Below are 26,391 nucleotides of genomic sequence, written 5' to 3'. Positions count from 1 at the left end.
AAAAAGAATAGTTACCAATTAAAAAGCCCACTATCCGTGATGATAGTGAGCTTTTTAGCATTATTTTGGATATGTCATTTCTTTCGGATTAACGTATTTTTCGAATTCCTCTTCGGTGAGCAATTCAAGCTCAACAGCAGCCTCTTTAAGGTTCGTATCGTCCGCAAAAGCTTTTTTAGCGATTTTTGCCGCATTCTCATAACCGATATGCGGATTTAGCGCAGTTACCAGCATCAGAGAATCACGCAAATACTTTTCGATTTGTTCAAGCTCGGGTTCAAGACCTTTTACACAGCGCTCATCAAATGACAGCATGCAGTCTGCCATCAGCTGACATGATTGCAGGAAGTTGTACGCTATAACCGGTTTGAATACGTTCAGCTCAAAATTGCCCTGGCTTGCGGCAAACCCGATTGCTGCGTCATTTCCCATCACTTGTACAGCCGCCATTGTAACAGCTTCAGGCTGTGTCGGGTTAACCTTGCCTGGCATGATGGAACTGCCCGGCTCATTTGCCGGGATGGTGATTTCACCGATGCCTGAGCGTGGTCCGCTTGCCAGCCAGCGCACATCGTTGGCGATTTTCATCAAATCAGCAGCGAGACCCTTCAAAGCACCATGAACATGAACGGTGTCGTCATGACTGGTCAATGCATGAAATTTATTCGATGCGGATCTAAAGGTTTTCCCGGTTTCTTCAATGATCGCTTTCGTAACAGCTTCCGAAAAATCGGGATGCGCATTGAGGCCTGTCCCAACAGCTGTGCCGCCAATAGCCAGATCCCTGACAGAGTCAAGACTTTCAGAAATCATCGCTTCTGATTTTTCCAGCATGCGATGCCAGCCGCTGATTTCCTGTCCCAGTGTCAGAGGTGTCGCATCCTGCAGGTGTGTACGGCCAATTTTGACCACTTCCTGGAAGGCTTTCATCTTTTCATTCATGGTGCCTTTCAGTGTTTTTACCGCAGGCAGAACATAGTCCTCCAATTTTAAAACGAATGCAATATGCATAGCTGCCGGATAGGTGTCATTGGAACTTTGGGATTTATTAACATCATCATTCGGATGAAGTGTCACATTGCTCCCCTGCTCTTTCAGCCATTCTGTTCCGACATACGCGATGACCTCATTGACGTTCATATTGGATTGCGTGCCGCTCCCGGTTTGCCAAACAACCAATGGAAAATGGTCATCAAGTTTCCCGGCCACAATCTGATCAGCAGCATAACCAATCGCATCCGCTTTTTGTTTATCCAATAACCCAAGATTGTTGTTCGCTTTGGCAGCGCTTTTCTTAAGTATCGCAAATGCACGAATCACCTCATGCGGCATTTTTTCGACACTGATCGGAAAGTTTTGCTTGCTTCGCTGTGTCTGGGCTCCCCAATATTTATCTGCCGGTACTTTCATCTCTCCCAGCGTATCCTTTTCAATCCGGTAATCCATATTTACTGCCTCCCTTATGTAAAAAGATGATATAACTTATTTTATTGTAACAAAAGAATGGCAGCGGGTGTTAACGGAAATGTTGGATGTTGTCACAAAGTGCGGGGTGAGGTTTTAGTTGAGATAAACTGCGACATAAACCAGGGATTTATTGAGTATCTCTAACCGACGCAGCTGGAATATACTCGCTTTCCGCGGGCTCACCAGCCGGCCGCGGAAAGCGAAGTGTATTTCCGAAGCGGTGTTACTCCACTCAACCTTTATGTCTTTATACCGCAGTTTATGGCATTGTGTCAAAACAACATTCAATAATAAACTGCGCGCTTAATCTGCTTTGTATAGAAATACCTGACAATCCCGAAATAAACAATCTGAATCACAGCAAATGTGCCAAGGACCGATGCCGCTTCGCCTGTAAGGTTATAATCAAATAAATGCGACAGAGCAGTTAAGGCAACAGCTCCATGAATCAAAGCAACAACAATCGGTGAAAAAAACAGGAGTGCTGTCTGCCTGTTGATGATTTTCTTCAGTTCCTTATCAGTCAAACCCATTTTGGCAATCGATTTGAATTTATCTTTGTCCTGATCAAGATCCGAATACAACCGGAAGTACAGGAAGCTTCCAGCCGATACAAAAAACACAATACCGATGAATAAACCGATAAACAGAATTGGGCCGTAAACTTTATTGATTTGATAAAGGGTATAATCAACGGCCACAAAGTTATAGCCGCCAATTTTATTGAATATCGCTTCACCTGCCTGAATAATTTTGTCTTTCTGGCCTTTATCCGCCATCCAGGCAGTCGATGTCTCCACAGTATCCGGCTGCGGCAGCCTTTGATACGCCGCATCACTGACAATATAGTATGAATACATCTCTGGTAAAACATGCGATGATTCCAGTAACCGATCAGGCTTTATGACTGTGCCATCCGCCAATTTAACAGGATTATCCATTAACCTGTCCTTTTCATCGCTGGGTGCCAGCACTCTATTGCTGTCTCCTATGACGATTGCTTCATCGTTACTTACATTCACCTTTCTCTCGCCGAGCATTTCTGCAAAACGATTATAGTTGGATTCACTGGTTATCAGCACTTCGCTATCATTTCGACTGTAATAAGTCATATCAATCTTGCCTGACTTTGCCTTTATGTCATGCTCATCTATTGTCTCCTCAATGACATGAACAGCTTCTTGCATATCATTTTCCTCATTATCTGATGAAGTATACATAAATGAAAATGGATTCGCTTCTTTCATTCCGCCCGTCAAGTAAGATTGAAACCCATATAGCGACCCAATCGCACTAAAAGCAACGGTGGAAATGATTGCTACCATGAAAAATGTACGGGCATTATCCTTCATTCGAAATGATAAATCCGAGAAAAGCACCATATTCGTTTTCCGCCAAAAGATACGCCTGTTGCCTTTCAACCGCCTGATCAAATAAACACTCAATTGGGTGAACAATAAATACGTCCCAATTGTTACCACAATGATGACCGGAAGCATGGCCATGACTACTAGCTGACCTTTTACATACAATGCTGTACCATAGCCAACAACAAGAAGCACTGCTGCAATGAGTGACAAAATGATTGATGCTTTCGGTTCGCCTTTTGACTGTTTGTCCGCTTTGATCAAGTCAACCAATTTGCGGGTCCTGAGAATGAACGACACGAACAGAGATATGAGCAAAAAGAGCACAATAAATGACACAAATGTTACTAGAATAGCCCATAGAGGAAAATAAAAATTCAGTGCTTCATCAATCACCAGAACATTCTCAGCAATTAAGAGAATTGCCTTGGCAAACACCATGCCCAGCAAAATGCCGCTTAATGTCGCAAAAAAGCCGATTAACATATTTTCCATAAAAACCATCATCCGGATTTGCCTTGTGGACATTCCCTGCATCATCAACAGGCCAAATTCCTTCTTGCGCGATTGTAAAAATGAACTCATCGAATACAACACAAAGAAAAACGAAAATACATAGATAATTCCACCGGCAACAGCCATGCCATACAATACTTCTCCTCTTACCGCTCCTTGAAAGAAAGCAGGATGAAAGGCAAAAATGGCAAAGGTAAAAAATACCATCACCGTAAACAGACTGCTCAAAAAGTATGCAGCATATAAACGTTTGTTGCGGATGACATTATTAATTGCGAACTGACGAAAAGTCACTGTCATCCCCTCCCATCAAGGACAGCGTGTCTATGATACTTTGGAAAAACGTCTGGCGGCTTTTTCCGCGATGAATTTCAGAATAAAACTTGCCGTCACGGATGAAAACAACACGGTCTGCATAACTTGCCGCCTGCGGATCATGCGTAACAAGCATCATCGTAGTATTTTCTTTTTTATTAAGTGTTTCAAGCATACCCATGACATCTTTGGATGATTTCGAATCAAGATTTCCTGTCGGCTCGTCGGCCAGGAGCAGTTTTGGCTGATGGATCATCGCCCTGGCAATCGCTGCCCGCTGTGCCTGTCCACCGGAAATCTCATGGACTCGTTTGCTCATGATACCGGAAATTCCCAGTTTTTCGGCAATGGCGCTTGCTTTCTGTTCCATCTCCTTCACGCGTTTACCGTCCAATGTCAATGGAAGAACCATATTTTCCTCCACCGTCAATGTGTGCAGCAGATTGAACTCCTGAAAAACAAACCCCAATTCCCGGCGGCGAAACTTGGCCAGATCATTCCTACCCAGGACATGCGGACTTTTTTCCTCAATCAGAACTTCACCGGTCGTCGGTTCATCGATGGTGGCAACCATGTTAAGAAGTGTTGTTTTTCCACTTCCAGATGGCCCCATGATAGCAACAAATTCTCCCTTTTCAATGTCAACATCAATATCTGACAAGGCGCGATAGGCGACTTTCCCTTCGTACACTTTGCTCACATTCTTTACTTTAAGCATGTTTCTACCCCTTTCAAATGACACTCTAAACATAAATTCTATTCATAGTGTACCGCCTCTTCGCCTTGGCGGACGATCGATTCCTCTTTCATTTTTCTTACATTGTTGTAATGTTTTGGGCCGGTGAAAACAGAATACGAAATGTTGTCCCTTTACCGACAGTGCTTTCCATATCAATTCCGTGCCCCAAATAATCAGCTACTTCTTTGACGAGAAATAGCCCCATACCAGTTGATTCCCTATACTTGCGCCCATTTTCCCCGGTATAAAAGGCATTAAAAATCCGATTTCGGTCTTCTTCAGGGATTCCGACACCAGAATCCGTCACTTCAAAAATGGCTGATCCGTTACGTTCATACAATGAAATGACCATTTGACCGCTTATACCTGCCGAATATTTCACCGCATTTTGAATGAGTTGTGTCATGATGAACACCAGCCATTTCTCATCTGTTTCAACAGTGATTCCGTCACGTTCTTTTTCCAGTATTGGATAGACTTCGTTACGTATGAAGAAGCGCTTGTTTTCCCGATTGACTTCCTGAACAAGGCTTTCCAGTTCAACCGGTTTAATCCGAAAATCCTGTTCGATGGTTCGAAGGCGCGCCATGTATAATACCATGTTCAGCCCTGTTTTGATACGCTCGGTTTCTTCACGGATGTTCGATGATTCCGGTTCATCAAGATCCTGGGCCGTCAATTCGATGACTGAGAGCGGCGTTTTCATTTGATGGACCCAGTGATCAATGAACAGCATATGCTCCTCTTTTTGCGCCTCTGTTTCACCAATTCTACGTTCATAAAGTCTGTACTGCGATTTCAGCAATTGGTCAAGTGCTTCAGCTATCGGTATTTGCTCTGTTTCCTGCAATGATTCATCAAATGATTCCATCGGCTGTTCAAGCCTTTTGTAGTAAGCCCGGCGCGTCACATAACAATACACGAGATAACAGATGAATAAAAAGAACCCCAGAAATATTACATAGAGCAACGTCAGGAAGTTCCGATAGCCATCCAGCCAGAGAATAAGAAAGATTAGACCAAACTGCACAATCTGAAACCCAATCAATAGTTGATGATCCTTAATGAACAGCTTCATGACTCTTTTTCTCCAGTCCATGTCACATGCAGCCGGTAACCTGCTCCCCGTACTGTTTCGATAGCATCGATGATTCCGATCTCCTGAAACTTCTTGCGTACCCGTGTTATATTAACGTTAAGCGTATTTTCATCTACATACATTTGATCATCCCACAGTTTTTCCAATAGGTCTTCCCGGCCGGCAACACGGGGATGCCTATCCATCAAACTTTCAATAATATCCGTTTCTTTTTTGGTAAGAGGAACCGCGTCAATCCCAAAACTGAGCTCAAGCCGCTCCGGGAACAACTTCAGTCCCTCTTTCTGCAAAATTCGTTCCTGATGGCCCAAAGCATATTCTCCATATGCCCGGCGCAATTGACTACGGATTTTGGCCATCACCACATCCGGATTGAACGGTTTGGTGATAAAATCATCACCTCCATTTTCCAGTGCCATCACCTGATCCATCTCTCCGGTCCGGGCGGAAATAAAGATCACCGGACAAATCGATTCAAGACGAATTTGCCGGCACCAATAAAACCCATCAAAACGCGGCAAGTTGATATCCAACAGCACCAGATGCGGTCGATACTGACGAAATGAATCCATCAGATTTTCAAAATCATCAACGGACAAAACATCATACTCGTATTTTTCTATAAACTCGTGTAAGTAACCAGCTATTTTCGGATCATCTTCTACAATCATGATTTTTTCCACGTCCAACCCCCATTTCGCACTATGTTCTTATGTGATTATAACATTATATTATCGCATCTTTTGTAGAAAGAGATGCGATCCGTGGCGCTCAATGTCACAAAATAGTAAGTATTTGAGTATTTATTGATATCTTTTTCATTTATACTGAATAAAAGAAAGTATGGGCAGGAGGATTTTCGTTATGCCTAATATTTGGACACACATGCTTTTTTGTGAAAATGTAGTGGATTCAATTGAAAATCCGGCTGCATTTTCACATTATGAAGCATACATGAAATTGGGGGCACAGGGACCGGATCCCTTCTTCTACCATAATTTTTGGCCATGGATCAGAGAAAACCCTATAAACGGCTTGGGGCTGAAACTGCACCAGGAAAAATGCGGGGATTTCCTGATTGATTTGATTGAACAGGGAAAAAATTTAAATGATCAGACGCAAGCGTATATATTCGGATTTGTGACACATCACATATTGGACCGAAACGCACATCCGTATATACATTACCGCGCGGGATATGAAGGGAATAAACATCAAAAGCTGGAAGTGATGATTGATACACTGATGATGGAAAAATATCATCATTTAAAAACATGGAAAGCCAATGTCTCAAATGAAATTAATGTAGGATCCAAACTTGATAAAAGTATTGTGGATTTACTGCACAGGACCATTGATAACCATTATCCTGAATGCAGCATGGATTCCAATGGTTATATTCAAAAAGCTTACCGGGACATGAAATTAGCCCTAAAACTGCTGGCTGATCCATACGGGTGGAAACATGCATTATTGAAGCAGTTAGTCTCCCCATATTCACACCAGCCGATCAAAGATAGTGTCGATTATTTAAATTTAGAGCATACAATCTGGTACCATCCAGCAACAAATGAACCTTGTACAAAAAGTTTTGTCGACTTGTACAACCAAGCCTGGACGGAAGGAATCGAAATCATGTCCGAGGTTATTGCTTATTGGAACACACGCGAACACACCAGTAAAGAGCATCTCAGTGAATTGATTGGCAATATTTCGTACGATACCGGGAAGCCTTTGGAATTAAATCTGGAAAATAAATACAGTGAACCGATCGTTTAAAACGGCTGTTTTCGGATGGGTTTATTGCTTTTGACATATATATCATATACTGCGACATAACTTAAGTTATAAGTTGGTGCGTCTTCTACCGCTCCGGAAATACACGCCGCTTTCCGCGGGCGTCTGGTGAGCCCACGGAAAGCGAGTATATTCCAGCTGCGGTTAGAGATTCCCGCTAACTTCTGGTTTGTGTCGCAGTTTATATCAACTGGGAGGGTAAAGATCAACAGAATTTACGAAGAGCCTTTAAAATTAAAGATTATTTGCACCATAAGCTAGAGGGACACGATTTCGTGCCCCTATTATATACTTCCACTCTTGATTTTACTTAAACAGTTTTCGCAGGATTTTACCCGTTCCTTTACCGGCAGCTCTGCGTCCAATTCGCTTACCGACTGTCCCTTTTTTGACGGCATTTACGTCACCCAGAATTTTAGAAACTTTATATAGAATCTTTCGAATGTTATTAATCCGCACGATGGATCACCCCTGTCCATTAATATCCTCTGATTTTCTGAAAAAATGGTCATTTAGCATATTGCTTTGCCTGCTCAACGCCTTTCTCGATATTAACAAACCTTAATAAAATTATACCCGCTATAAAAAATATCAGCAATGAGACAATACCAAGTCTGCTGGATCCCGTCAGCTGACCAACAAACCCAAACAGGAATGGTCCGAAAATAGCTGCAAACTTTGAGGAAATGCCGTAAAACCCAAAGAATTCCGCTTGTTTATTTGCCGGAACCATCCGCCCGTAAATGGATCTGCTCAATGACTGTGCCCCGCCCTGGACCATGCCAACACATATGGCGAGCAGATAAAAATGCAGGGCGGATGCCATGAAATAGCCAAGGATGACAATTCCGACATACGTATATAAAGTTATAAAAAGTGCTCGTTTTGCTGTTATTTTGGTCGCGATCCAGCCGAAGATAAATGTGAACGGAATCCCGACAAATTGTGTTATCAGCAGCGCTATAATCAGTGAGTTGGAATCAATGCCAATACCACGACCATAGATAGTCGCCATTCTGATAATCGTTGAAATACCATCATTATACATCCAAAAGGCGATAAGAAAAATTAGCAGGTGCTTAAATTGCCTGATTTCCTTAAACGTGGTGACAACTCGTGAAAAGCCGATCGCTACATATGATTTGTCCCGTCTTGGTCGTGCCTGTTTTTCCTCCTGAACATTTTTAAACAGCGGGATGGAAAAAATGAACCACCATATCCCGACAGAAGCAAACGAGAGCTGGCTGGCAGTTGTCGCATCGGGTATGCCAAATAGTGAATAGTTGGTTATCATCACAATATTGATAGCGAGTAAAATACCGCCGCCGATGTAGCCAAATGCAAAACCACCCGCTGATAATTTATCCATCTCATCTTCATCTTTGGCTATATCCGGCAAAAAGGCATCATAAAATACGTTCGCGCCCGAAAAACCAATGTTTCCGATAATTAATAAAACGGAAGCAAATATGTATTCCCCTTCACCGACAAATGCAAGCAGGATACTGGCAATCATCCCCATATAGGCAAAAAAACGCAAAAATTTCCTTTTAGCTGCAGAATAGTCACTGATAGCTCCCAATACCGGCGCTAAAATAGCAACGATTAAGACTGCAATTGACTGGGAGTACCCCCAAAAACTTTCTGCCAGGTTTTCTTCCAGTCCGATAGCAGCCACATCATAATAAAAAACCGGAAGAACCGCTGCCATTATGGTTGTAGCAAACGCCGAATTCCCAAAGTCATATAACATCCAGCTTTTAGTCGTTTTACCTTTCATGACTTCTCCTCCCCCCCTTCCTTTCAGCATACCAGATTAACCCGGCAACAGGACTAAAAACCGGTAAAATTTTAAGAAGATTCCACATCAAAAAAAGCCCTGCCCGATACAGGCAAGGCATTTTTTTGAACCTGGATTATTCCCATATATAATGTCTGTATTCCTTGGATAACTGGACAAACTTTTCCCTATCCCCCGTATCAATGGCATGATTGATAGCAGATTCCAATTTCTGTTTATTCCAGCTAAAACACATCTCATCCAACACTAATTGCGCCGATAGCTTCAATTCAAACGGAACATCCCGTTTGGCTTTCATTGCTTTTCCTGCGTAACGATAAAGTTGATAAGTCATTTTTTGCTGATTCATGGAACATACCCCCTTGTTCCTTTTTTCCATTATCCTAAATAATTTAAATATTTGCAAGTAAAAGATTTCGGATAATTAAAATTTTTAAAAGGGGTCCCTTTAAGGTTTAATGTTCCGATAGCCCAGAAACCCCGCAATCAGCGCAAAAACAGCCAGGAGACTTGCGATCCAGCTGATATTGCCTTTCATCATAATTGCAATCACCGGCGGTCCTGCTGCAACGCCGATAAAACGCATGGCAGTGTATATTGATGTGATTACGCCGCGCACACTCTTCTCCAGGCTTTCTGTAATCAGAGCATCCAAACACGGAAGCGCCATGCCGATCCCGGTTCCGCAAATAAGAAATATAGTCAAGAGATAAAAAGGCCGATCCGTAAACGGAATAACAGCGACCGAAGCCCCGGTAAGAATAATTCCAATGAAGGTGACCCACTTCATGACATTTAAGTTATCCTTTATTTTTCGCCCGGTTATAAACGAAGCAATCGATAATGCCAATAGTGGCACAGCAAGCATTATCCCTTTCCATACCCCTTCGTAATCGTACTTTTCTTCAAGGATACTCGACAAATAAAACAGAAAACCAAATAAAATAAACATTAATATCGCACCAATCATAAAAACGGCAAATAGCCATCTTCCGTGCTCTTTCAGTATATCTTTTGCAAAGTCGAGGTATTCTTTAAACTTTGTTTGTTTTTCCTCCCCCCCTTTATTTTTAATCATAAAGGCAACCATAAAGGCTGATGCAGCACAAAACAACGGAATTGAGTAAAAAGGTATATACCAGATTAAAGCGGCAAGCACGGCTCCAAGTATCGGGCTAAGCACTTTCCCGACCGTATTGGATGTTTCGATGATGCCAAGAGTTGTGCTTGCTTCCTTATCGTCTTTAAACATATCGCCAACAAGCGGCAGCACAATCGGAAACGCTCCTGATGAACCAATCCCCTGCACTATTCTTCCGCCCAAAATAACCAAAAAAGGATCATCCATCATCTGAGACGCCAAGCCGGCAACTAACCCGCCCAAACCGGTAATGATTAGCGCCGGAATAATGACCTTTTTCCTCCCATACTGGTCTGATAAAAACCCGGCGACAGGAATTAGAAAAATAGCTACAACCGAATATGACGTAATAATATAGCTGGATTGCAGTTTTGAAATGCCCAATTCCTGTTCCATAACCGGCAAGATCGGAATGAGCATTGAATTCCCCAGTGTCATAATCAGCGGAATCGATGCCAAAGATAAAACTGCCCAGCGTTTTTCCTGTTCCGTGAGTTGCTGCTTCATAATATTTCTCCTTCTTATTTATAATCACACTAAATTTACTATTTACTTGAGAACGGGATTTATTCTTTATGATATTTTGACCTGGAGAAACTTACTTCCACAATATCAAAATGTATAGCCTGCTCCTTTAAAGTTTCTCTGGACTCACCATATAGAACTTTGTTAGACTGTTATAGTTATAAAGGGAACTGACAGTCAGCTCAACAATAATGGAGGCATTTCCATGGATCAGGCGGATAAATTGAAGAAAGGCGAAAAAGGGGCCTGGCTTAGCATTTATGCTTATGTGGTGTTAGCGACAGCCAAACTGATTGTTGCGTCAATCTGGAATTCCGAAGCGTTGCATGCAGATGGTTTGAACAATACGACAGACATTGTCGCTTCAATCGCTGTGTTGATAGGGCTTAAAATTTCACGGAAACCGCCTGATGAAGATCATCACTATGGTCATTACCGGGCAGAAACCGTCGCTTCAATGTTTGCAGCTTTTGTAATTGTAACAGTTGGCATCCAAGTTATTATTGGCACGTTCGGCCAGCTGTTTGCAGACGAAACTGCCCGGCCCGGCATGCTCACAGCGTGGACTGCCCTTGGTGGAGCGGCCGTTATGTTTGTTGTATATGGTTATAATGCAAGGCTTTCCAAAAAAATAGGCAGCAGTTCCCTTAATGCCGCCGCTCAGGATAACCGTTCAGATGCTTTGGTCAGTATCGGTGCTTTTGCAGGGATTATCGGTGCACAATTCGGCCTTTATTGGCTCGATCCGCTGGCTGGGCTGATCGTTGGGATCATCATCTGTAAAACAGCATGGAATATCTTCAGTGAGGCAACACATACACTGACAGACGGATTTGATGAAAAACAAATCAAGAAAATAAAGACGAGCATTGCAAAGGTTCGTGAAGTCAAAAAAGTGGTGGATGTCAAAGGAAGGGTCCATGGAAACCAGACATTTATTGATGTTACGATTCTCGTTAATCCGAATTTAAACGTAAAAGAAAGCCATGCCATAACGGAAAAAATAGAGAAATTTCTTCGGGAAAAACATAACATCACTTATGCCCATATTCATATAGAACCTTACGAATAAAACTTGCGGCATTCACGTTTGTTGAACCGCGAAACATGAACTTGTCCAACTTGGCGCAGGTCAGCGGCTTTAGCTTGGGCGAAAACTCTTGCCCAGAAAGTGCAAGCATAGGTGGGAGAATCAGGATATGGACAGGAAATCTCAAATAATGGGCGCGTGATTCAGTACATGGCGCGAAATCCCAAACATGGGCACGTGGTTCAGTACATGGGCGCGAAACCGGAAGTGGCTCACCAACCGCCCGCGGAAAGCGCAGTATATTTCCGGAGCGAGGCAAGTGCACCAACTATAATTTCTAGTAGTTCGGTTTATTCTTTAGTAATAAGACTTTTGTCTCAACTACTTTAATTGTGTTTATAAATAACTTGTTTACATCGTCATCAGAAACACTGTCAATATCGCGCCGATGACCACTAAAATGACATTCAGACCAAAATATGCCAGAGCCACAGCAACGATTCCGCCAATGAGCCCTATTAGGGGTTGTTCAGGTATCACAGCAAGAATACCGGGGAATATAAGCGCCCCCAGCGCAGCAAATGGAATGGCATTCAGCCAGCGGTTCACCCAGTCATGAAATTGCAGTTTATCCACGATGAATGCCGGGATGACCCTTGGAATCATGGTTACAAGTGCCATGCCGATAATAATAACTAAAATCATGACGAATCCCCCTTCAGTAAAAATACGCCGCTTAAGCCGCCCAGCACCGTTCCAAATACGATTGACCAGCCTTCACTCATAAATTGACTGCAGATAACGTTAATCAGCATGGCGATAACCGCTACAAGACCGGCCCGCCATTCTTTTTTCACTGATGGAATAAGTAGGCCGATAAACATAGCGTACAATGCTATTCCCATGCTTTGACTTAATTGTTCAGGGATGACTTCGCCTAAAATTCCTCCGAGAAAAGAACCCATAATCCACGAAAAATAAGCTGTTAAAATCAAGGCAGCATAAAAATAAGCACCTTTTTCCATTTTCGCTTCATGTGTATGTATAGATGACATGGCAAATGTTTCATCTGTCAACCCAAGTGATAAAGGTGCCTTCCATTTCAGGCTAAGATTTCTCAGACGGTTCATGAATGATAAACTCATCACAAATTGCCGAAAATTAAGGACAAACGTTGCAACCACAATTTCCAACGCTCCGGCACCAACTGCAATCATATTCGCACCCATAAATTGGCTGGCGCCTGCAAATACCATTACACTCATTAATGTTAATTCAGTCAATGTCATTCCGGCCTGTTTTGCAAGGACACCGTATGTAATGGCGATCGGCAGATAACCGAGCATGATCGGGAATCCCACTGTCATTCCCTTCCGGACCATATGAAGTGCCGGGGGTGTTTTTTGTTTATTTAATATATCTGTATCCACTCTTGTCCCCTCCCCCAACAATAAAATTAGAATTATTATATCTTATTTCACCGTAAAGAAAAAGTAATTGAATTCACATTGACAAATCATAAGCATACCTTGTATAGTCATTAGTAATATTTTAGATGTATAATAGAATCCGTGGATGCAAAGTAGATTTTTTCCGGGCAGCAACCAGAGACGGGGGAACCGGTGAAACCCCTGGCAGGGAAAATTCGAATTACACATTCATTCTTATCGGATATTTTTTTGAGTGGATGCGTTTTGGTCGAAAATGACTGTATCGGATTGGAACACGTCTCCGGCAGTAATTTCGTTCAATAACTCATCAATCAGGGTGGTAACGCGGAGAATAAGCTTCGTCCCTATGAGGATGAGGCTTTTTTATTTTGATTAAAAGGGGAGGCGTTCAAAATGTTTACGGTCCAGCCAAAATATAATCCGGCACTTAGTGAATCGATTTTATTTTTCATATTAACCATTGCACTTATCAGCTATTTTCTGATCGGTCTGGGAACGTCACCGCACATTCCTATCCTGATTGCTTTACTCCTTACCGTTATGTATGGACTCATTCGAAAAATATCGTTCAAAGACCTTGAAGCGGGAATGATTGAAGGCGCCAAGTCCGGTATGGCTGCCATTTTCGTATTTCTGTTGATAGGGGTTTTAATCAGCAGCTGGATGATCAGCGGGACAATCCCAGTCTTAATCAGTACCGGATTTACGTTTATCGGCGGAGCTTGGTTCTATGCGATTGTATTTGCCGTTACGGCGATTATCGGGGTCTCACTTGGCAGTTCGCTGACAACCACTGCAACAATCGGAGTTGCTTTTATCGGTATGGGGAGTGCCATGGATGCATCACTGGCGATTACAGCGGGAGCGATCGTTTCTGGGGCGTTCTTCGGTGACAAAATGTCGCCGTTGTCGGACACAACCAATCTGGCTTCCACCATTGTCAAAGTGGACTTATTTGACCACATCAAACATATGAGTCTGACGACTATCCCGGCATTTTTGGTATCATTTATTTTATTTGCGCTTCTGTCACCGAACGAAGCCATTAGTGTTGAAAATCTTGAATCGTACATGACCAGCCTTGAAGGAACAGGACTAATGTACTGGACATCATGGATACCGCTCATTATTCTTGTATTGGCAACGCTTTTAAGAATCCCGGCTTTCATTTCACTGGCTGTCAGCAGCGTGATTGCAACGCTGCTTGCCAGGATAACGAGCGGGCTTTCATGGTCTGATATATGGGGGATTTGGTTCAATGGCTATACAGGATCAACCGGTTTTGACCCGGTTGACAATTTATTAACAAAAGGCGGCATCAACAGCATGCTGTTTACGATCTCCCTTGTCATTCTGGCGCTCGGATTCGGCGGATTACTATTTGTCACGGGTATCATTCCGGCTATTTTGTCATCATTTCAAGAAAAGCTGCGAAAGGTACGTGCAATTATCGCATCAACCGCTGCGACAGCACTAGGTGTGAATGTGCTGATCGGTGAACAGTACCTTTCCGTTATGTTGACAGGCGAAACGTTTAAAGGTGTTTATCAGCAGGCAGGGTTATCCAACAAGGTGCTTTCCCGGACACTTGAAGACGCCGGAACTGTCATTAACCCACTCGTGCCCTGGAGTGTCTGTGGTGTATTCATCGCCGATGTTCTTGGTGTCCCTGTACTGACCTATTTGCCGTTTGCATTTTTCTGTCTGCTTAGCCCGATTATCACTATACTATTTGGCGGACGTACATTGAAAAGATAATCAGACTGACATCAAATTGAGCTTCATCTTCCCGGAGAAGTTCTCATTCTCCGGCAGAAGTTTTCCTTCTCGAGAAGAAGATTTCATTTTCGAGCTGAAGTTTACACTCTCCGGCAGAAGTTTTCCTTCTCGGGAAGAAGATTTCATTTTCGGGCTGAAGTTTACACTCTCCGGCAGAAGTTTTCCTTCTCGAGAAGAAGATTTCATTTTCGAGCTGAAGTTTTGCTCCCAGCCGAGTCAATAAAAATCCCCCTTCCAATCAAAGAGGGGGATTGTTCATTCCAATATTTCCGTTAATTTACGCAATCCTTCAAGAAGTCTTGGTGACGGCCGGCAAAAAAGTGATTCTTCGAGAACATGAATGTTATTTTCCCGGACAGCCTGCATCTCATCCCATCCTGGTCTCCTGCGAACAAGCTCAGGACGCATTTTGGATTCCTTTACGCCTACCCACACCATGCAAATATGGTCGGGTTCACGCTGTTTAACATCTGCCCAGTCTGTCTGGACACTCGCTTCCTCTTCGCTGTCAAAAATATTTCTGGCACCTGCCAAACGGCTGATTTCCGTTAGCCAGTTGACATTCCCCGGGGTGAAAACAGGCTTTGGCCACCACTCCCAGTATAAAGAAGGTTTATGTTCTTTTTCCGATGCCTGCTCACGGAACTGTTCTACCTCTTCACGAAAAGCAGCCGCCTTTTCCACGCCAAGCCGCTTCTCACCCAGCGCATTGCCCACCGTCTCAATATCATCTGCAATTTCTTTCAATGAATTGGGATTCAATATGATATAAGGCAGCTTTCGTTCATCAAGTGCTTCAATATTCTGTTCCATACCTGGGACACTCAGCGAGGCCAGCACCAAATCAGGATTTAATGCTTCCACTTTATCCATATCAATCGACAGATCCCGGCCAACTTTCGGCAGCTGCATTACTTCCGGAGGCCAATCGGAGAAATTGTCAACACCTGCAAGCAAGTCTGTCCTGCCAAGATACGCCACAAGTTCCGTATTGCTGGGACAAATCGAAACAATCCGCATAAACAGCTCTCCCTTCGCAAAATGCACTTCACACGCCTTGAACGGCAAACTCTTAGTTTCTTAATATTATTTATCCTGATCGGTTGTCAGCATCGGACCGTCTTTTGTAATAACAACTGTATGTTCATATTGCGCGGAACGTCCTTGGTCGACTGTACGCGCAGTCCAGTTATTGGAATCCATTTTGCTCTGCCAGCTGCCTTCATTGATCATTGGTTCGATCGTAATAACCATGCCTTCTTTCAGCCGTGTTCCTTTGTTGGGCAGACCAAAGTGCGGGATGTGCGGTTCCTCGTGCAATGTAGGTCCAATGCCGTGACCGGTAAAATCACGTACGACCGAAAACCCTTCACCCTCAGCATAAGTTTGAATCGCATGCCCGATATCACCAATCCGGTTGCCGGGACGTGCCTGTTCAATCCCTTTGTATAGCGATGTTTTTGTGACCTTCAGAAGCTTTTCACCTTTTTCATCAAGTGATCCAACCTTATAGGTCCACGCTGAATCTGCCAGGCCGCCATTCAGGTTAACGACCATATCGATCGTGACAATATCGCCATCGACAAGCTCTTCTTCCCGTGGAAAACCGTGGCAGATTTCATCGTTAATCGAGGCACATGTTGCATATGGATACCCGCTGAACCCTTTTTGTTCCGGTGTTGCCCCGTGCCCAGCCAAAAACTTTTCCACAAACGAATCGATTTCCATCGTTGTAATTCCCGGTTTAATCATTTTAGCTATTTCCTTATGGCATTTGACAAGCACATCACCTGCCGCCTGCATCTTTTCAATTTCCCGTTTGCTCTTCCGTGTTATCATACCGTTCGTCCTTTCCTGCAAAATCTTTTGCAACACTTTAATAATTGTACCATTAGAAGCGGGGAAAAGTGAAACTTCATTCAATGGAGTACATTTCTCCACTGCAATGATAGTTGAACAGGTAATTTGTGCATTTTAACATTAGAAAATGCAGGAGAACAGCTCCCCCTGCATTATAATTTTATCCCCGGTAACAATATATCAACAAGCTGTTTTATAGCTTAATCAAATTTTAAACACATACTTTTAGAGATATTCGGTAACGGAATATATTTTTCCATTTACAACACTTGTCTCGTCAGTCAAAATATCCACCAAAACACCGCCGACTGTATCTGTATCCTTCAGCTGGTTATTTTGCTTATACCCTCGGAATTGATCAACTTCGATAAATGCATCCTTATCACTCTGGCGAATTCTTTCCTGCATGTCTGTATCCATAATCCCCGGGCTGAACGCGATCACTTTGCTTTGGGTTTTTAACTCATCTTGTTCCAGTGCCGCTGTTCTTGTAAACATATTAATACTTGCCTTCGATGAGCAATAGGCACTCCAGCCGTAAACAGGTCTTTCCGCCGCTCCTGAAGTAACAGCAGTGCTGATAAACCGGACATCCCGTTCAGCAGCTTTTTTCAGAAATAAATTCGTCAGTATGATTGGGGTCGTCGTATTCACCTGGATGTGATGTGCTACATCAGCACTTTCCGTATTCATGGATTTATCAATCGGCTCCAGCACTCCCGCATTATTAACCAGATAAACCGTATCAGGTTCCTGTGAAAATATGTCTTCACTGATTTGCTGAAAGGTTTTTTCCGTTTCCTCCATATCACCTAAGTCACAGGAAAAATGCTGATAGGCAACATTGTTTGCTGATGCTAATTCAGTAAGTTTATTATTCATGCTGCGGGATATTCCCGTCACGTGAATGCCTGATTCCATTAAAAGTTTGGCAATTGACTCCCCTAACCCTTTCGATACACCTGTAACAACTGCATGTCTCATAAATTAATCCCTCGTTTCACCATATATGGTCTTACAATACCCGCATTCAGACAAACAAAAACAGTGTCATTCCGTGATGACAATCGCCTGGCTCCCCATCTGTTCCCAGGCCGCTTCAAAATCTACTTTATTCACCTTCTGATTCTTCTGCCCGTAAGGATTGTTAATATAGACATGTTCATTGTCATACCCAGTGACAACTACGCTATGCACACTGAAGGTAATATCCACTGTTCCCGTTGGGGTATTCCACGTTTCAAAATCATTCACCGGAACAAAATTAACCGTCGTAATCACCCATACCGGCATACCTTGTGCAATAAATTGATATAATGCATCAATTGGTTTGCCGGTTAAATCAACAGCATTATTCCCGACATATTGCTTTGCAACGTCATGTACAGGGCCATGATACACACTAAGCCCCGGTCCATCCGCCATATCTCCGACAAACCCTTCATTCGGGTTCCCTTTCTGGCCATTGTCATAAGTTAACGGGACATCAGGCACTTTGTCAGCCACTTCATTCTTCGTTGTGTCATATCCATGATAATTCAGTATCATAGCCAGACTGGAAACCTCACAGCCATTGTAAAGCCTTGGATGATCCATTTGATTGATCAGCGGAACGTCCAGTGGCTCTTGACTTTCCGGTGTATTTTCGGCAAATGGCTGCATAGAAGAGGTGTCCGCCATCAGCAACGGATTTGATTCCGCAAAGTTCGGTGTTTCTTTCTCACTCAGATCCGTCTGTTTACCGGGATTCGCTTTGGAATGAGACGGTTGCTGGTCACACGCCATTAAAATGATCATTAAAGCAATAAATAACCATAATAAATATTTATGTTTCCGCATTTGTTCCATATCTCCTTGTATGTTCTGATCAATTTCATTCGAATTTTCGGCTTCACGTATAAATCTGCGCGATTTCCATTATTTAATGTCAGCCCAATAATAAACCAGTGTCTCCATTCCTTTGTCAAAGCTGTCCAATGGAAAACTTTCATTTGGTGAGTGGAGACGGTCGTCGGGCGTGCCAAACCCTAGCAGCACGATTGGAATATTATATATATCCTCGATCCACTCAACAACCGGGATTGAGCCACCCATGCGCACGTATACAGTTTCCTTGCCAAATGCTTTTGTATAGCTTTCAGCAGCTTTTCTGATAAGCGGATTATCCGGTTCCACCCTATATGCTTTAGAGGACAATTTTTCTTTCTTCACATCAACCGTAACGCCGGATGGGGTAGCTTGATTAATATGTTTTTCCAGAAGTTCCTGAATGGTTTCGGGATTCTGGCCAGGCACAAGACGGCATGTGATTTTGGCTGTTGCCGTTGATGGAATAATTGTTTTTGTACCCTCGCCTTGGTAACCGCCATACATCCCATTTATTTCGAATGTCGGCCGTCCCATTGTATGTTCTTTAGCGGTGTAGCCCTTCTCAGATACCGTTTCTTTAACACCGGTTGATTCCTCATAGTTTTCACCCTGCACATTGCTAATCAATTTCCGCTCGTTTTCAGAGAGTGGCTCAACACCATCATAGAACCCGTCAACCGTCACAACTTCATCTTCATTTTTCATCGATGCCAAAATATGGGTTAACGCCATAATCGGATTCCGGACTGCCCCGCCGTACATGCCTGAATGGAGGTCATGATCAGGGCCCGTTACATTGATTTCGATGCCTGTGAATCCTTTCAGCCCGTATAAAATAGTTGGCTGATTTTCGGCAACCATTCCTGAGTCTGAAATGACGGCAAAGTCAGCATCGAATTGTTCTTTTTTATCATGCAGCACTTTGTAAAGATTTTCACTGCCGATTTCCTCTTCGCCTTCAATACATACTTTAACATTTATCGGCAGTTTCCCTTCTGTTTTCATATATGCTTCAAAAACAGCCAGGTGCATGAACACTTGCCCTTTGTCGTCACTCGAACCGCGTGCATATAAACGGCCATCCCTGATTTCCGGCTGAAACGGGTCACTCTTCCACTGATCGATTGGATCAACCGGCTGTACATCGTAATGTCCGTAAAACAAAGCTGTCGGTGCATCCGGCCCAGCTTGGTTATACTCAGCAAAAATGAGCGGATGCCCGCCAGTATCCTGCTGCTCTACCAAGTCAAAACCGATATCATTCAAATAGGATTCCAGATAATCAACAGCAGCCTTAATATCTTGTTTATGTACACTGTCCGTGCTGACACTTGGAATTGATAAAAATGTATTTAACTTTTCCAGCAGCTGTTCGCGGTTTTCGGACAAGTATTGCAATGCCTTCTTACTCATCAGACTCATTCCTCCAGTCGTTTTGTTTCATTTCAGCATATATTATAACAGAAAAAACGAAAAAGGTATTCAGAACAGTCCATCTGTCGATAATTCTTTTCTTCCGTGGATATAACATCTGTTCTGCTGATATTCTTTCTCTTCTGTCGATATTTCCTTTCTTCTGCAGATATAATCCCTGTTCTGTCGATATTCTCTCTCTTCCGCTGATATTTCCTTTCTTCTGTCGATATTCCAACTTTCCCAAGCAAAAAAGACAGCCCCTTCGAAAGGCTGCCCGCTACATACTATTCCAGTGTTTGTGCCAAGTCTTGAATCATCGCCATCTTCTCACTCTGCAAAGACTTGCTGCCACTCATCTTTTTTGTCCAGCATATCCTTCGCGATCTTTTGTGCACCTTCAAGACTGTGATTGGCAGCCCAGCCGCACTGGACTTCATTGCATGCCGGTACCTCATTTGCTTCAAGAACGTCCTGAAGTGTTTTTTCGAGCGCTTCAAGTACATCGTCATAACTGTCATTATTCAAGATCGATAAATAGAAGCCGGTCTGGCAGCCCATGGGTCCAATATCCAGAACGTTATACATATGATTTCGGATATTTTCTGCCATTAGATGCTCAATGGAATGCAGACCAGGCATATCCATATGCTCTTTATTCGGCTGTTTGAACCGGATATCATATTTGTACACTTTGTCACTTGATCCTGATGTTACTCCAACCAGACGAACGTAAGGTGCTGCAACTTTTGTGTGATCAAGATTAAAACTTTCCACGTTCATTTTATTTGTCATGTTCAATCGCTCCTTATTCAAGTTTTAAACTGCTATTATTAATTAAGCGAATGATTCGTTTATTTAAACGTAACATGAAACCCATTCACTGTAAAAATAAAAAAATGGGTGAACACATCTCCTGTGCCACCCATTTTTCGTTTGTATTTTTAATCATTTTTCTGCTGCGGGAAAACGCGTTCAATCACATTGCCCATCTGATCGAATAACCCTTCAACAGGTTCGCCGCTGTCGGCATCATCGGCATAGTTGCCGGCCAAATCGAAGAAATCAGGATTTGTCGACACATACACATTGTCAACATCCGGGTCAACTGTTCTGACGATACCGGAAATTTCTTCTTTTACGGCATCCGTTATTTCGCCGCCTTTGTTATTATTATTGTTGGTTATCCCTGCGTTGTCATTTCCGTTATTGTTGTTGTTGTTCATGTTGTTGTTTCCATTGTTATTGCCGTCGTTGTTGTTTCTGTCCAATTCTGCAGCCACATAAGCATTATTGTCTGTTTTAATAACATAGGCATTATCGATACTATCCACCTGATCGGATATTCGTTCGGCAGCTTCATCTGCCAGCTCATACTGGTTCTCATTATCCCCGTTATTATCATCGTTGTTACGTGTCCGATTGCCATTATTGAACTCGTTATTCATATTATCCGCATCGTCGTCACCTTCAAAACGGGTCTGTTCAACATTGTCATTGTTGTTCTGACCTTCTTCATTACCGTTATTTCCATTATCATTGGTTCCATTACATGCGGCAAGTACAAATATTACTGCCAGCATGATACTTAAAAATTTCCATTTCATTAGTATCAAAATCCTCCTTACTGTTTTGAATTTAGTATGTAACAGTAAAAGGATTTTATGCATTCACAGAAATTGGCAGACACACCATTTTTGTTTACGACAATATATATATTATTCGGGGACACTATAACTGATCCTTTTTAACATGAAGGAGGGCAAAAAATGGAAATTCCGGATTACGACAAAGCGTTATATTATACGTTATGGGGACAGTGGGATGAATTGCTTATACTGATGGTTCGCACAAATGATGATATGCTGTCCAAAAAAATCCAGCTCTTCCTGCATGCTTACCATTACTCACCTAAGCAAGCCCAAATCATCGAATCACATGATGAGTTGCTGTATTATATTGACCATGCCATGAAATACACGCCACCTGTAGCTATGGAAGTATAACAAAAGAGGCACCGTCCTTGCTTTACTGAATAAGAAAAATGCACCGTCACCGGTGCATTTTTCGCTTTTATTTTGGACCTTTGCCGTTATTGCCGGCATTATTGTTCCCATTATTTCCTTTATGGTGACCTTTTGAATTACCATTACTGTGATTGGCTTTGTTATGTCCATTAGCCTTGTCGTTATTTTCCTTTGCTTTGTGATCTCCTTTGGCTTTGCCGTTATTTTGTTTTGCTTTACCATGGCCCTTGGCTTTGCCTTTGTTATGTTTTGCTTTATCGTGTCCATTAGCTTTGCCGTTATTTTGCTTTGCTTTATCATGACCCTTGGCTTTGCCATTATTATCACTGTGAATCGTTTTATTACCCTTGTTCTTTCCATAACCGCTTCTTTCGGCATTTTCAGGCTTTAATTCGCCTGGATGTTTGACTCCCTGCGGATGGCTGGATTTTTTGTTATCTTGTTCTTCTGCAGGTTGGTTTGTCTGATCGGTCTTATCGGAAGCTTTTTCCTCAGATGACACTTCTCGATCGGTTTTAACCGGTTGTGTTTTATCAGCAGCAGTCCCGGAATGATCATTAATATCGTTATAAAATGAATGTAAAATTTCTCTATCATCATCATCCATGGATGTCTTTGCAACTGCATTGTTTCCATTTGTTCCGGTGGAAAATTCCGATTCGACAAGACTGATTGCCATCAATTGGTTCATCGATTCTGTCTTTCCCTGAGCCTGTTCCCGAATTTCTTCTGGAATTTGCATGGTCACGACTTTCCATTCCTGACCATTTTCCAGAAAATAGTCTTCAATTGCATCAATGACAGATATCTGGTGCTTATCCTCAATATAACTCACACCGGCAAGCATATTTTTACCGTTCTGCAGCAAGTTCTTTTTTTCACTTTCAGACATAATTTTTTCAATAACGTCTACCAGCTGATTGCCTTCATACTCATTAAATCGCCCCTCAAATGCTTTGGCATCCTCATTCAAAGAGACAACCGACTTCACATTTAAATGATCATCTATTTCCAATTCCATGTTTGGATTAATGGAAATGTTAACATAAGCGTATGTCTTATCCCTGTCCATCATAAAATAAACAGGCATCATTAATAACAATATGCATGCGATGACAGCTATTTGAAACATCCCGGCCTTTTTTTTATTTATGTAATGAAGCACCGGATGTTTTTTGCCGGCGAGTGGCTGATAGCTGACTTCCGTGCCAACAACCGAATTTTCCAGCGGCTGCGCTTTCTGGAACGCACCATCTCTTCGCATGACAATGATGTAATCGCGATGCTTTTCCATTACAATACCTTTCTGCACTACCCCACCCCCTTCAGATACTCCTTAAGATATATGTAATCCTCTTCCATTATAATGAAGATGGCCAGAATGAATTTACGGTTTCGTTCCAGTGTTTTCTTACTGACATTCACCTGTTTGGCCAGATCTTTAAGCGGAAGCTTCTTCTTTTTTCGCACATAATGTCTTAATTCAATTTTATTATACAATGTTCGTGCCACCGCAATTGCTGATTCGCGTGCATCTTTATGCTTCGGCGAGACTTCTGTCAGCTGATCCAGCGACAATTTATAAGTGCCTAGTTTTTCCCTAAAATCAGCAATTTCTTCCCTGAGAAACATGGCATCCTGCTCTTCCCGGTACGATTCTTTAACTGCAAGAACCTCAACCGGATTTTCCATTTGTTCCTCATCATAACTATCGTCCAGGGACATCGCAATCGGTGTTTTTTGCACGTAGCGGATATAATCAATGACTTTTCGCTTCACGACAAGTTTAGAGAAAGTCAGGAACGAACTGCCTTTTTCAGGGGAGTAGGACAATATGGCTTCATTAAAGGCATTTAAACCTATACTGAATTCATCATCTGACTGTGGATCAATATAACGCTTGCATACTTCGGAAACACATCTTGCAATAAACGGCTGATAATTTTTCAGGAGATAATTTTGTATATTTTGATCCCCCTGCTGTGCCAAGAGGATCATATCTTCAAGGGGGCTTTCTTTTAATGATTGGTTGCCTGACAAGGTGCGGCACCCCCATCCATTATAAAATTCGTTATGTAATGATACTTTTTGGGTGTGGTTTTCACTGATTCATGTTCAATTAAGTTGTTTATATTTATATCATTGACATTCATGACCTATCCACCATCTTTTGAAAAAATATTTCCAGCAACTTTCATAGTAACGTACCGAACATATGGTTTCGACAACAGGTTCATTACGTTTGTTTTAAAAATTCGTTACTACCCCATTATAGCAGTATCTGGAACGAAAAGAATCTGATTTTACAAAAATCAACATTAAAAGGGGTGCATCGACTTTTTTCTCGTATCAAGCGAAATCCAAGTCAAGTCGCACGATTTCTTGTGGGGCTCGCGCGAAATCGGTGGATCCTTGCGCGAAATTCCATGAGAGTCGCGCGAAATCGTGCCAACCTCGCGCGAATTGCTCACCCTCTTCACCCCCAATCCCGCCAAAGAATCACAAAAGTTACTCACAACCACGAAATTTTCGTTTGCTAAACAATAAAAAAGATGCCTTGTATAAGACATCTTTCCGGCACGTGGCTTATTGAAGATTACGTATTATCGCTTCTTGTGATTCAAAACTTGTTTGATTTTTCAATACGGCAAGATCTTTATCAACGTATATATCGCCTCCGACCCAGTCGGCGGATTGAATATTTTCAGGTTTAATCAGATAGAATTGATTATCATCAGTAGTTTCGTCACTCTTAATGGCAAGATAATGAATCCTCCAATATGAATCATCTATGATGAGATCAACCGACTCGCCGATTTTGCCGTCATTCGCATGAACTCTGTAACCAGTCACTTCCTCAGAGCTGCGCAAGTTATGCTCCCATTCATTCGGAGTCTGTTCCTCATGTGCGGCACGATCCTCAAAATGTGCAAGAGGTGTATCTTCAACACCCCATAACATACCGCCCAGCCAATACCTGCTCCAGCCATAATACCCTGTCAGGGCCATTTCCATGTCCTTGGAAAGTGTGGCGTCCGCTGGAATTGACGGGCTGTTCCGGACGGTTTCTTTATCATATTCAACATCGACACGCTGGTTTTGGTTATCAACTGACTTAAAAGCCGCCGGTGAAAGCAAAACTCGTCTTGACGGCAGCCATCTCCGTGAATCCAATACCGCATAACGAACGACCCATTTTTTGTCATCAAAGTACAAATCCTGAATTTTCCCCATTGGTCCATCAGACGCTTCAATGTGATATGTGCTAAAATCTGTTGTGAAATACAGCATTGTAAGTCACCCCCTGTTTTAGTAATGGGCAATATTTCCTTACTATACTTTTCCCTGAGTTAGTATAAGTTAAACAGTAAGGTCAGCTGTGGTGGTTGTGATAATACTCAATCGGTATAAATAAACCGACCCGGCCATGTTTATCGTGATGCAAAGTTGCAAACACAACACCGATAACCTTGCCACCCTGGTTGATCACCGGACTGCCGCTGCTCCCCCGGTAAACCGGCGCCTCCATCATAACGACCGGTTTTTCCCAGCCGTTTAACTCAAGTCTATCAAGGACCCTTCCTTCGTTGGCTATGCCGCTAAACCTGATCGGATTACCGATGAAATATACCTGTTCATCCCCCGGTTCAAACATGGCTTTATCCGCAAGTTCCAGATGGGGCATCTGTTCTCCGCTGACATCCAATACAGCCAAATCCACCGATGGGTACGAGGCCACTACCTCACCGGAAAACAGTCCTTCTTCCGGATAGGCCACAGTCACCGATTCCTCATCCTCCACGACATGGTGATTGGTTATAATCGTCCCATCAGCGGATATTGAAAAACCGGTACCTCTTGAATCCTCCGTTTCAATAACGACCACTGACTCTTTATATGCCTGGATGTCCTCTTGTGTCGACAGCTGAGCAGATGAGATCAGAAAGTCTATTGCAGGTATGGAAAATGTTCTCGGAATAACCGACACAACGTTTAAAATCATGGCAGCGGCAATCAGCCAGAACACCCACTTCGGAAAATTCCGTCGTGTTTTTCGATTTTTATTTTCCCGTGCGCTTGCAAGTGCTCTTTCGCGTTCCTGCTGCACAAGTTCGTACATTTCATCCTCATCAAGCTCTTCGTACAAATCATCATCAATAATATCACGGTTTCTCTTATCGTTATCCATATAACA

At 42.7% G+C, this 26,391-nt stretch carries 26 protein-coding genes; 4 read left to right on the top strand and 22 right to left on the bottom strand.

Going from position 1 to position 26,391, the window contains the following annotated elements; translation table 11 throughout:
- Positions 1–60: 60 nt before the first annotated feature.
- The 5 genes from fumC to VK097_RS06665 form a co-directional block, all read right to left on the bottom strand.
- Complete coding sequence (gene fumC, locus VK097_RS06685) at positions 61–1,446, bottom strand: class II fumarate hydratase (RefSeq protein ID WP_324211029.1); 1,386 nt, start codon at positions 1,444–1,446, stop codon at positions 61–63.
- A 305-nt stretch (positions 1,447–1,751) separates the two neighbouring features.
- The gene (locus VK097_RS06680) at positions 1,752–3,644 is read right to left on the bottom strand and encodes an FtsX-like permease family protein (protein ID WP_324211028.1); all 1,893 of its coding nucleotides are present in this window, start codon (positions 3,642–3,644) and stop codon (positions 1,752–1,754) included.
- Positions 3,619–4,383: an ABC transporter ATP-binding protein gene (locus VK097_RS06675; protein ID WP_324211027.1), complete on the bottom strand. Its 765-nt coding sequence runs from the start codon at positions 4,381–4,383 to the stop codon at positions 3,619–3,621. Before VK097_RS06675 ends, VK097_RS06680 begins: the two co-directional genes overlap by 26 nt.
- Positions 4,384–4,480: 97 nt before the next feature.
- Positions 4,481–5,482: a sensor histidine kinase gene (locus VK097_RS06670; protein WP_324211026.1), complete on the bottom strand. Its 1,002-nt coding sequence runs from the start codon at positions 5,480–5,482 to the stop codon at positions 4,481–4,483.
- The gene (locus tag VK097_RS06665) at positions 5,479–6,186 is read right to left on the bottom strand and encodes a response regulator transcription factor (RefSeq protein ID WP_324211025.1); all 708 of its coding nucleotides are present in this window, start codon (positions 6,184–6,186) and stop codon (positions 5,479–5,481) included. Before VK097_RS06665 ends, VK097_RS06670 begins: the two co-directional genes overlap by 4 nt.
- Before the next feature lie 181 nt (positions 6,187–6,367).
- On the opposite strand from VK097_RS06665, the gene VK097_RS06660 reads away from it, so the two are divergent.
- Positions 6,368–7,282, top strand: coding sequence for a zinc dependent phospholipase C family protein (locus VK097_RS06660; RefSeq protein WP_324211024.1), 915 nt, complete (start codon positions 6,368–6,370; stop codon positions 7,280–7,282).
- Between the two features lie 324 nt (positions 7,283–7,606).
- On the opposite strand, the gene VK097_RS06655 is transcribed toward VK097_RS06660, so the two are convergent.
- From VK097_RS06655 to VK097_RS06640, 4 genes are all read right to left on the bottom strand, one after another.
- Positions 7,607–7,759 (bottom strand): hypothetical protein, encoded by a 153-nt coding sequence (locus tag VK097_RS06655; RefSeq protein ID WP_324211023.1) that lies wholly within the window; start codon positions 7,757–7,759, stop codon positions 7,607–7,609.
- Positions 7,760–7,808: 49 nt separating this feature from the next.
- Positions 7,809–9,080 (bottom strand): MFS transporter, encoded by a 1,272-nt coding sequence (locus VK097_RS06650; protein ID WP_324211022.1) that lies wholly within the window; start codon positions 9,078–9,080, stop codon positions 7,809–7,811.
- Positions 9,081–9,216: 136 nt separating this feature from the next.
- Positions 9,217–9,450, bottom strand: coding sequence for an IDEAL domain-containing protein (locus VK097_RS06645; RefSeq protein WP_324211021.1), 234 nt, complete (start codon positions 9,448–9,450; stop codon positions 9,217–9,219).
- Between the two features lie 99 nt (positions 9,451–9,549).
- Positions 9,550–10,749: an MFS transporter gene (locus tag VK097_RS06640; protein WP_324211020.1), complete on the bottom strand. Its 1,200-nt coding sequence runs from the start codon at positions 10,747–10,749 to the stop codon at positions 9,550–9,552.
- Positions 10,750–10,972: 223 nt separating this feature from the next.
- On the opposite strand from VK097_RS06640, the gene VK097_RS06635 reads away from it, so the two are divergent.
- Entirely contained in the window at positions 10,973–11,839 is an 867-nt protein-coding gene (locus tag VK097_RS06635; RefSeq protein WP_324211019.1) for a cation diffusion facilitator family transporter, read from the top strand.
- Between the two features lie 369 nt (positions 11,840–12,208).
- Here VK097_RS06635 and VK097_RS06630 read toward each other — a convergent pair whose 3' ends face one another.
- Together VK097_RS06630 and VK097_RS06625 are read right to left on the bottom strand one after the other, a co-directional pair.
- Positions 12,209–12,502: an AzlD domain-containing protein gene (locus tag VK097_RS06630; RefSeq protein ID WP_324211018.1), complete on the bottom strand. Its 294-nt coding sequence runs from the start codon at positions 12,500–12,502 to the stop codon at positions 12,209–12,211.
- Entirely contained in the window at positions 12,499–13,227 is a 729-nt protein-coding gene (locus tag VK097_RS06625) for an AzlC family ABC transporter permease (RefSeq protein ID WP_324211017.1), read from the bottom strand. Before VK097_RS06625 ends, VK097_RS06630 begins: the two co-directional genes overlap by 4 nt.
- A gap of 414 nt (positions 13,228–13,641) precedes the next feature.
- On the opposite strand from VK097_RS06625, the gene nhaC reads away from it, so the two are divergent.
- Positions 13,642–15,006 (top strand): Na+/H+ antiporter NhaC, encoded by a 1,365-nt coding sequence (gene nhaC / locus VK097_RS06620; protein WP_324211016.1) that lies wholly within the window; start codon positions 13,642–13,644, stop codon positions 15,004–15,006.
- 276 nt (positions 15,007–15,282) lie between these two features.
- Here the strand turns inward: nhaC and VK097_RS06615 are convergent, their stop codons facing one another.
- The 7 genes from VK097_RS06615 to VK097_RS06585 all read right to left on the bottom strand — a co-directional run bounded on the left by VK097_RS06615 (position 15,283) and on the right by VK097_RS06585 (position 21,776).
- Positions 15,283–16,047: a cobalamin-binding protein gene (locus tag VK097_RS06615; protein ID WP_324211015.1), complete on the bottom strand. Its 765-nt coding sequence runs from the start codon at positions 16,045–16,047 to the stop codon at positions 15,283–15,285.
- 66 nt (positions 16,048–16,113) lie between these two features.
- Entirely contained in the window at positions 16,114–16,866 is a 753-nt protein-coding gene (gene map, locus VK097_RS06610; protein WP_324211014.1) for a type I methionyl aminopeptidase, read from the bottom strand.
- A gap of 246 nt (positions 16,867–17,112) precedes the next feature.
- Positions 17,113–17,871, bottom strand: coding sequence for a (S)-benzoin forming benzil reductase (locus tag VK097_RS06605; protein ID WP_324211013.1), 759 nt, complete (start codon positions 17,869–17,871; stop codon positions 17,113–17,115).
- A 66-nt stretch (positions 17,872–17,937) separates the two neighbouring features.
- Complete coding sequence (locus VK097_RS06600; protein WP_324211053.1) at positions 17,938–18,567, bottom strand: C39 family peptidase; 630 nt, start codon at positions 18,565–18,567, stop codon at positions 17,938–17,940.
- Positions 18,568–18,804: 237 nt separating this feature from the next.
- Positions 18,805–20,169, bottom strand: a complete 1,365-nt coding sequence (locus tag VK097_RS06595) for a dipeptidase (protein WP_324211012.1) — start codon at positions 20,167–20,169, stop codon at positions 18,805–18,807.
- Between the two features lie 330 nt (positions 20,170–20,499).
- Complete coding sequence (locus VK097_RS06590) at positions 20,500–20,964, bottom strand: S-ribosylhomocysteine lyase (RefSeq protein ID WP_324211011.1); 465 nt, start codon at positions 20,962–20,964, stop codon at positions 20,500–20,502.
- A gap of 149 nt (positions 20,965–21,113) precedes the next feature.
- A complete protein-coding gene (locus VK097_RS06585) occupies positions 21,114–21,776 on the bottom strand; it encodes a YhcN/YlaJ family sporulation lipoprotein (RefSeq protein ID WP_324211010.1) in 663 nt (220 codons plus the stop codon).
- A 162-nt stretch (positions 21,777–21,938) separates the two neighbouring features.
- On the opposite strand from VK097_RS06585, the gene VK097_RS06580 reads away from it, so the two are divergent.
- Positions 21,939–22,175, top strand: coding sequence for a YhdB family protein (locus VK097_RS06580; protein WP_324211009.1), 237 nt, complete (start codon positions 21,939–21,941; stop codon positions 22,173–22,175).
- 67 nt (positions 22,176–22,242) lie between these two features.
- Here VK097_RS06580 and VK097_RS06575 read toward each other — a convergent pair whose 3' ends face one another.
- The 4 genes from VK097_RS06575 to VK097_RS06560 all read right to left on the bottom strand — a co-directional run bounded on the left by VK097_RS06575 (position 22,243) and on the right by VK097_RS06560 (position 26,385).
- Positions 22,243–23,508: an anti-sigma-I factor RsgI family protein gene (locus tag VK097_RS06575; protein WP_324211008.1), complete on the bottom strand. Its 1,266-nt coding sequence runs from the start codon at positions 23,506–23,508 to the stop codon at positions 22,243–22,245.
- Positions 23,508–24,236, bottom strand: a complete 729-nt coding sequence (gene sigI / locus VK097_RS06570; RefSeq protein WP_324211007.1) for an RNA polymerase sigma-I factor — start codon at positions 24,234–24,236, stop codon at positions 23,508–23,510. Before sigI ends, VK097_RS06575 begins: the two co-directional genes overlap by 1 nt.
- Before the next feature lie 546 nt (positions 24,237–24,782).
- Positions 24,783–25,487, bottom strand: a complete 705-nt coding sequence (locus tag VK097_RS06565) for a PRC-barrel domain-containing protein (protein WP_324211006.1) — start codon at positions 25,485–25,487, stop codon at positions 24,783–24,785.
- A gap of 82 nt (positions 25,488–25,569) precedes the next feature.
- Entirely contained in the window at positions 25,570–26,385 is an 816-nt protein-coding gene (locus tag VK097_RS06560; RefSeq protein WP_324211005.1) for a S1C family serine protease, read from the bottom strand.
- Positions 26,386–26,391 lie beyond the last annotated feature (6 nt).

This window comes from Lentibacillus sp. (assembly GCF_035301675.1).
GTDB lineage: Bacteria > Bacillota > Bacilli > Bacillales > Amphibacillaceae > Lentibacillus.
The sequence above is the reverse complement of the archived record's forward strand: the minus strand, read 5'-3'. Positions and strand labels throughout refer to the sequence as shown.

Coding starts and splice junctions, on each gene's coding strand:
- VK097_RS06565 (WP_324211006.1), bottom strand. CDS start 25,487: ATGCTGTATTTCACAACAGATTTTAGCACATATCACATTGAAGCGTCT.
- VK097_RS06590 (WP_324211011.1), bottom strand. CDS start 20,964: ATGACAAATAAAATGAACGTGGAAAGTTTTAATCTTGATCACACAAAA.
- VK097_RS06615 (WP_324211015.1), bottom strand. CDS start 16,047: ATGCGGATTGTTTCGATTTGTCCCAGCAATACGGAACTTGTGGCGTAT.
- VK097_RS06585 (WP_324211010.1), bottom strand. CDS start 21,776: ATGAAATGGAAATTTTTAAGTATCATGCTGGCAGTAATATTTGTACTT.
- VK097_RS06635 (WP_324211019.1), top strand. CDS start 10,973: ATGGATCAGGCGGATAAATTGAAGAAAGGCGAAAAAGGGGCCTGGCTT.
- VK097_RS06660 (WP_324211024.1), top strand. CDS start 6,368: ATGCCTAATATTTGGACACACATGCTTTTTTGTGAAAATGTAGTGGAT.
- VK097_RS06640 (WP_324211020.1), bottom strand. CDS start 10,749: ATGAAGCAGCAACTCACGGAACAGGAAAAACGCTGGGCAGTTTTATCT.
- fumC (WP_324211029.1), bottom strand. CDS start 1,446: ATGGATTACCGGATTGAAAAGGATACGCTGGGAGAGATGAAAGTACCG.
- VK097_RS06595 (WP_324211012.1), bottom strand. CDS start 20,169: ATGAGTAAGAAGGCATTGCAATACTTGTCCGAAAACCGCGAACAGCTG.
- VK097_RS06605 (WP_324211013.1), bottom strand. CDS start 17,871: ATGAGACATGCAGTTGTTACAGGTGTATCGAAAGGGTTAGGGGAGTCA.
- VK097_RS06600 (WP_324211053.1), bottom strand. CDS start 18,567: ATGGCGGACACCTCTTCTATGCAGCCATTTGCCGAAAATACACCGGAA.
- VK097_RS06560 (WP_324211005.1), bottom strand. CDS start 26,385: ATGGATAACGATAAGAGAAACCGTGATATTATTGATGATGATTTGTAC.
- VK097_RS06650 (WP_324211022.1), bottom strand. CDS start 9,080: ATGAAAGGTAAAACGACTAAAAGCTGGATGTTATATGACTTTGGGAAT.
- nhaC (WP_324211016.1), top strand. CDS start 13,642: ATGTTTACGGTCCAGCCAAAATATAATCCGGCACTTAGTGAATCGATT.
- VK097_RS06630 (WP_324211018.1), bottom strand. CDS start 12,502: ATGATTTTAGTTATTATTATCGGCATGGCACTTGTAACCATGATTCCA.
- VK097_RS06580 (WP_324211009.1), top strand. CDS start 21,939: ATGGAAATTCCGGATTACGACAAAGCGTTATATTATACGTTATGGGGA.
- VK097_RS06645 (WP_324211021.1), bottom strand. CDS start 9,450: ATGAATCAGCAAAAAATGACTTATCAACTTTATCGTTACGCAGGAAAA.
- VK097_RS06675 (WP_324211027.1), bottom strand. CDS start 4,383: ATGCTTAAAGTAAAGAATGTGAGCAAAGTGTACGAAGGGAAAGTCGCC.
- map (WP_324211014.1), bottom strand. CDS start 16,866: ATGATAACACGGAAGAGCAAACGGGAAATTGAAAAGATGCAGGCGGCA.
- VK097_RS06670 (WP_324211026.1), bottom strand. CDS start 5,482: ATGAAGCTGTTCATTAAGGATCATCAACTATTGATTGGGTTTCAGATT.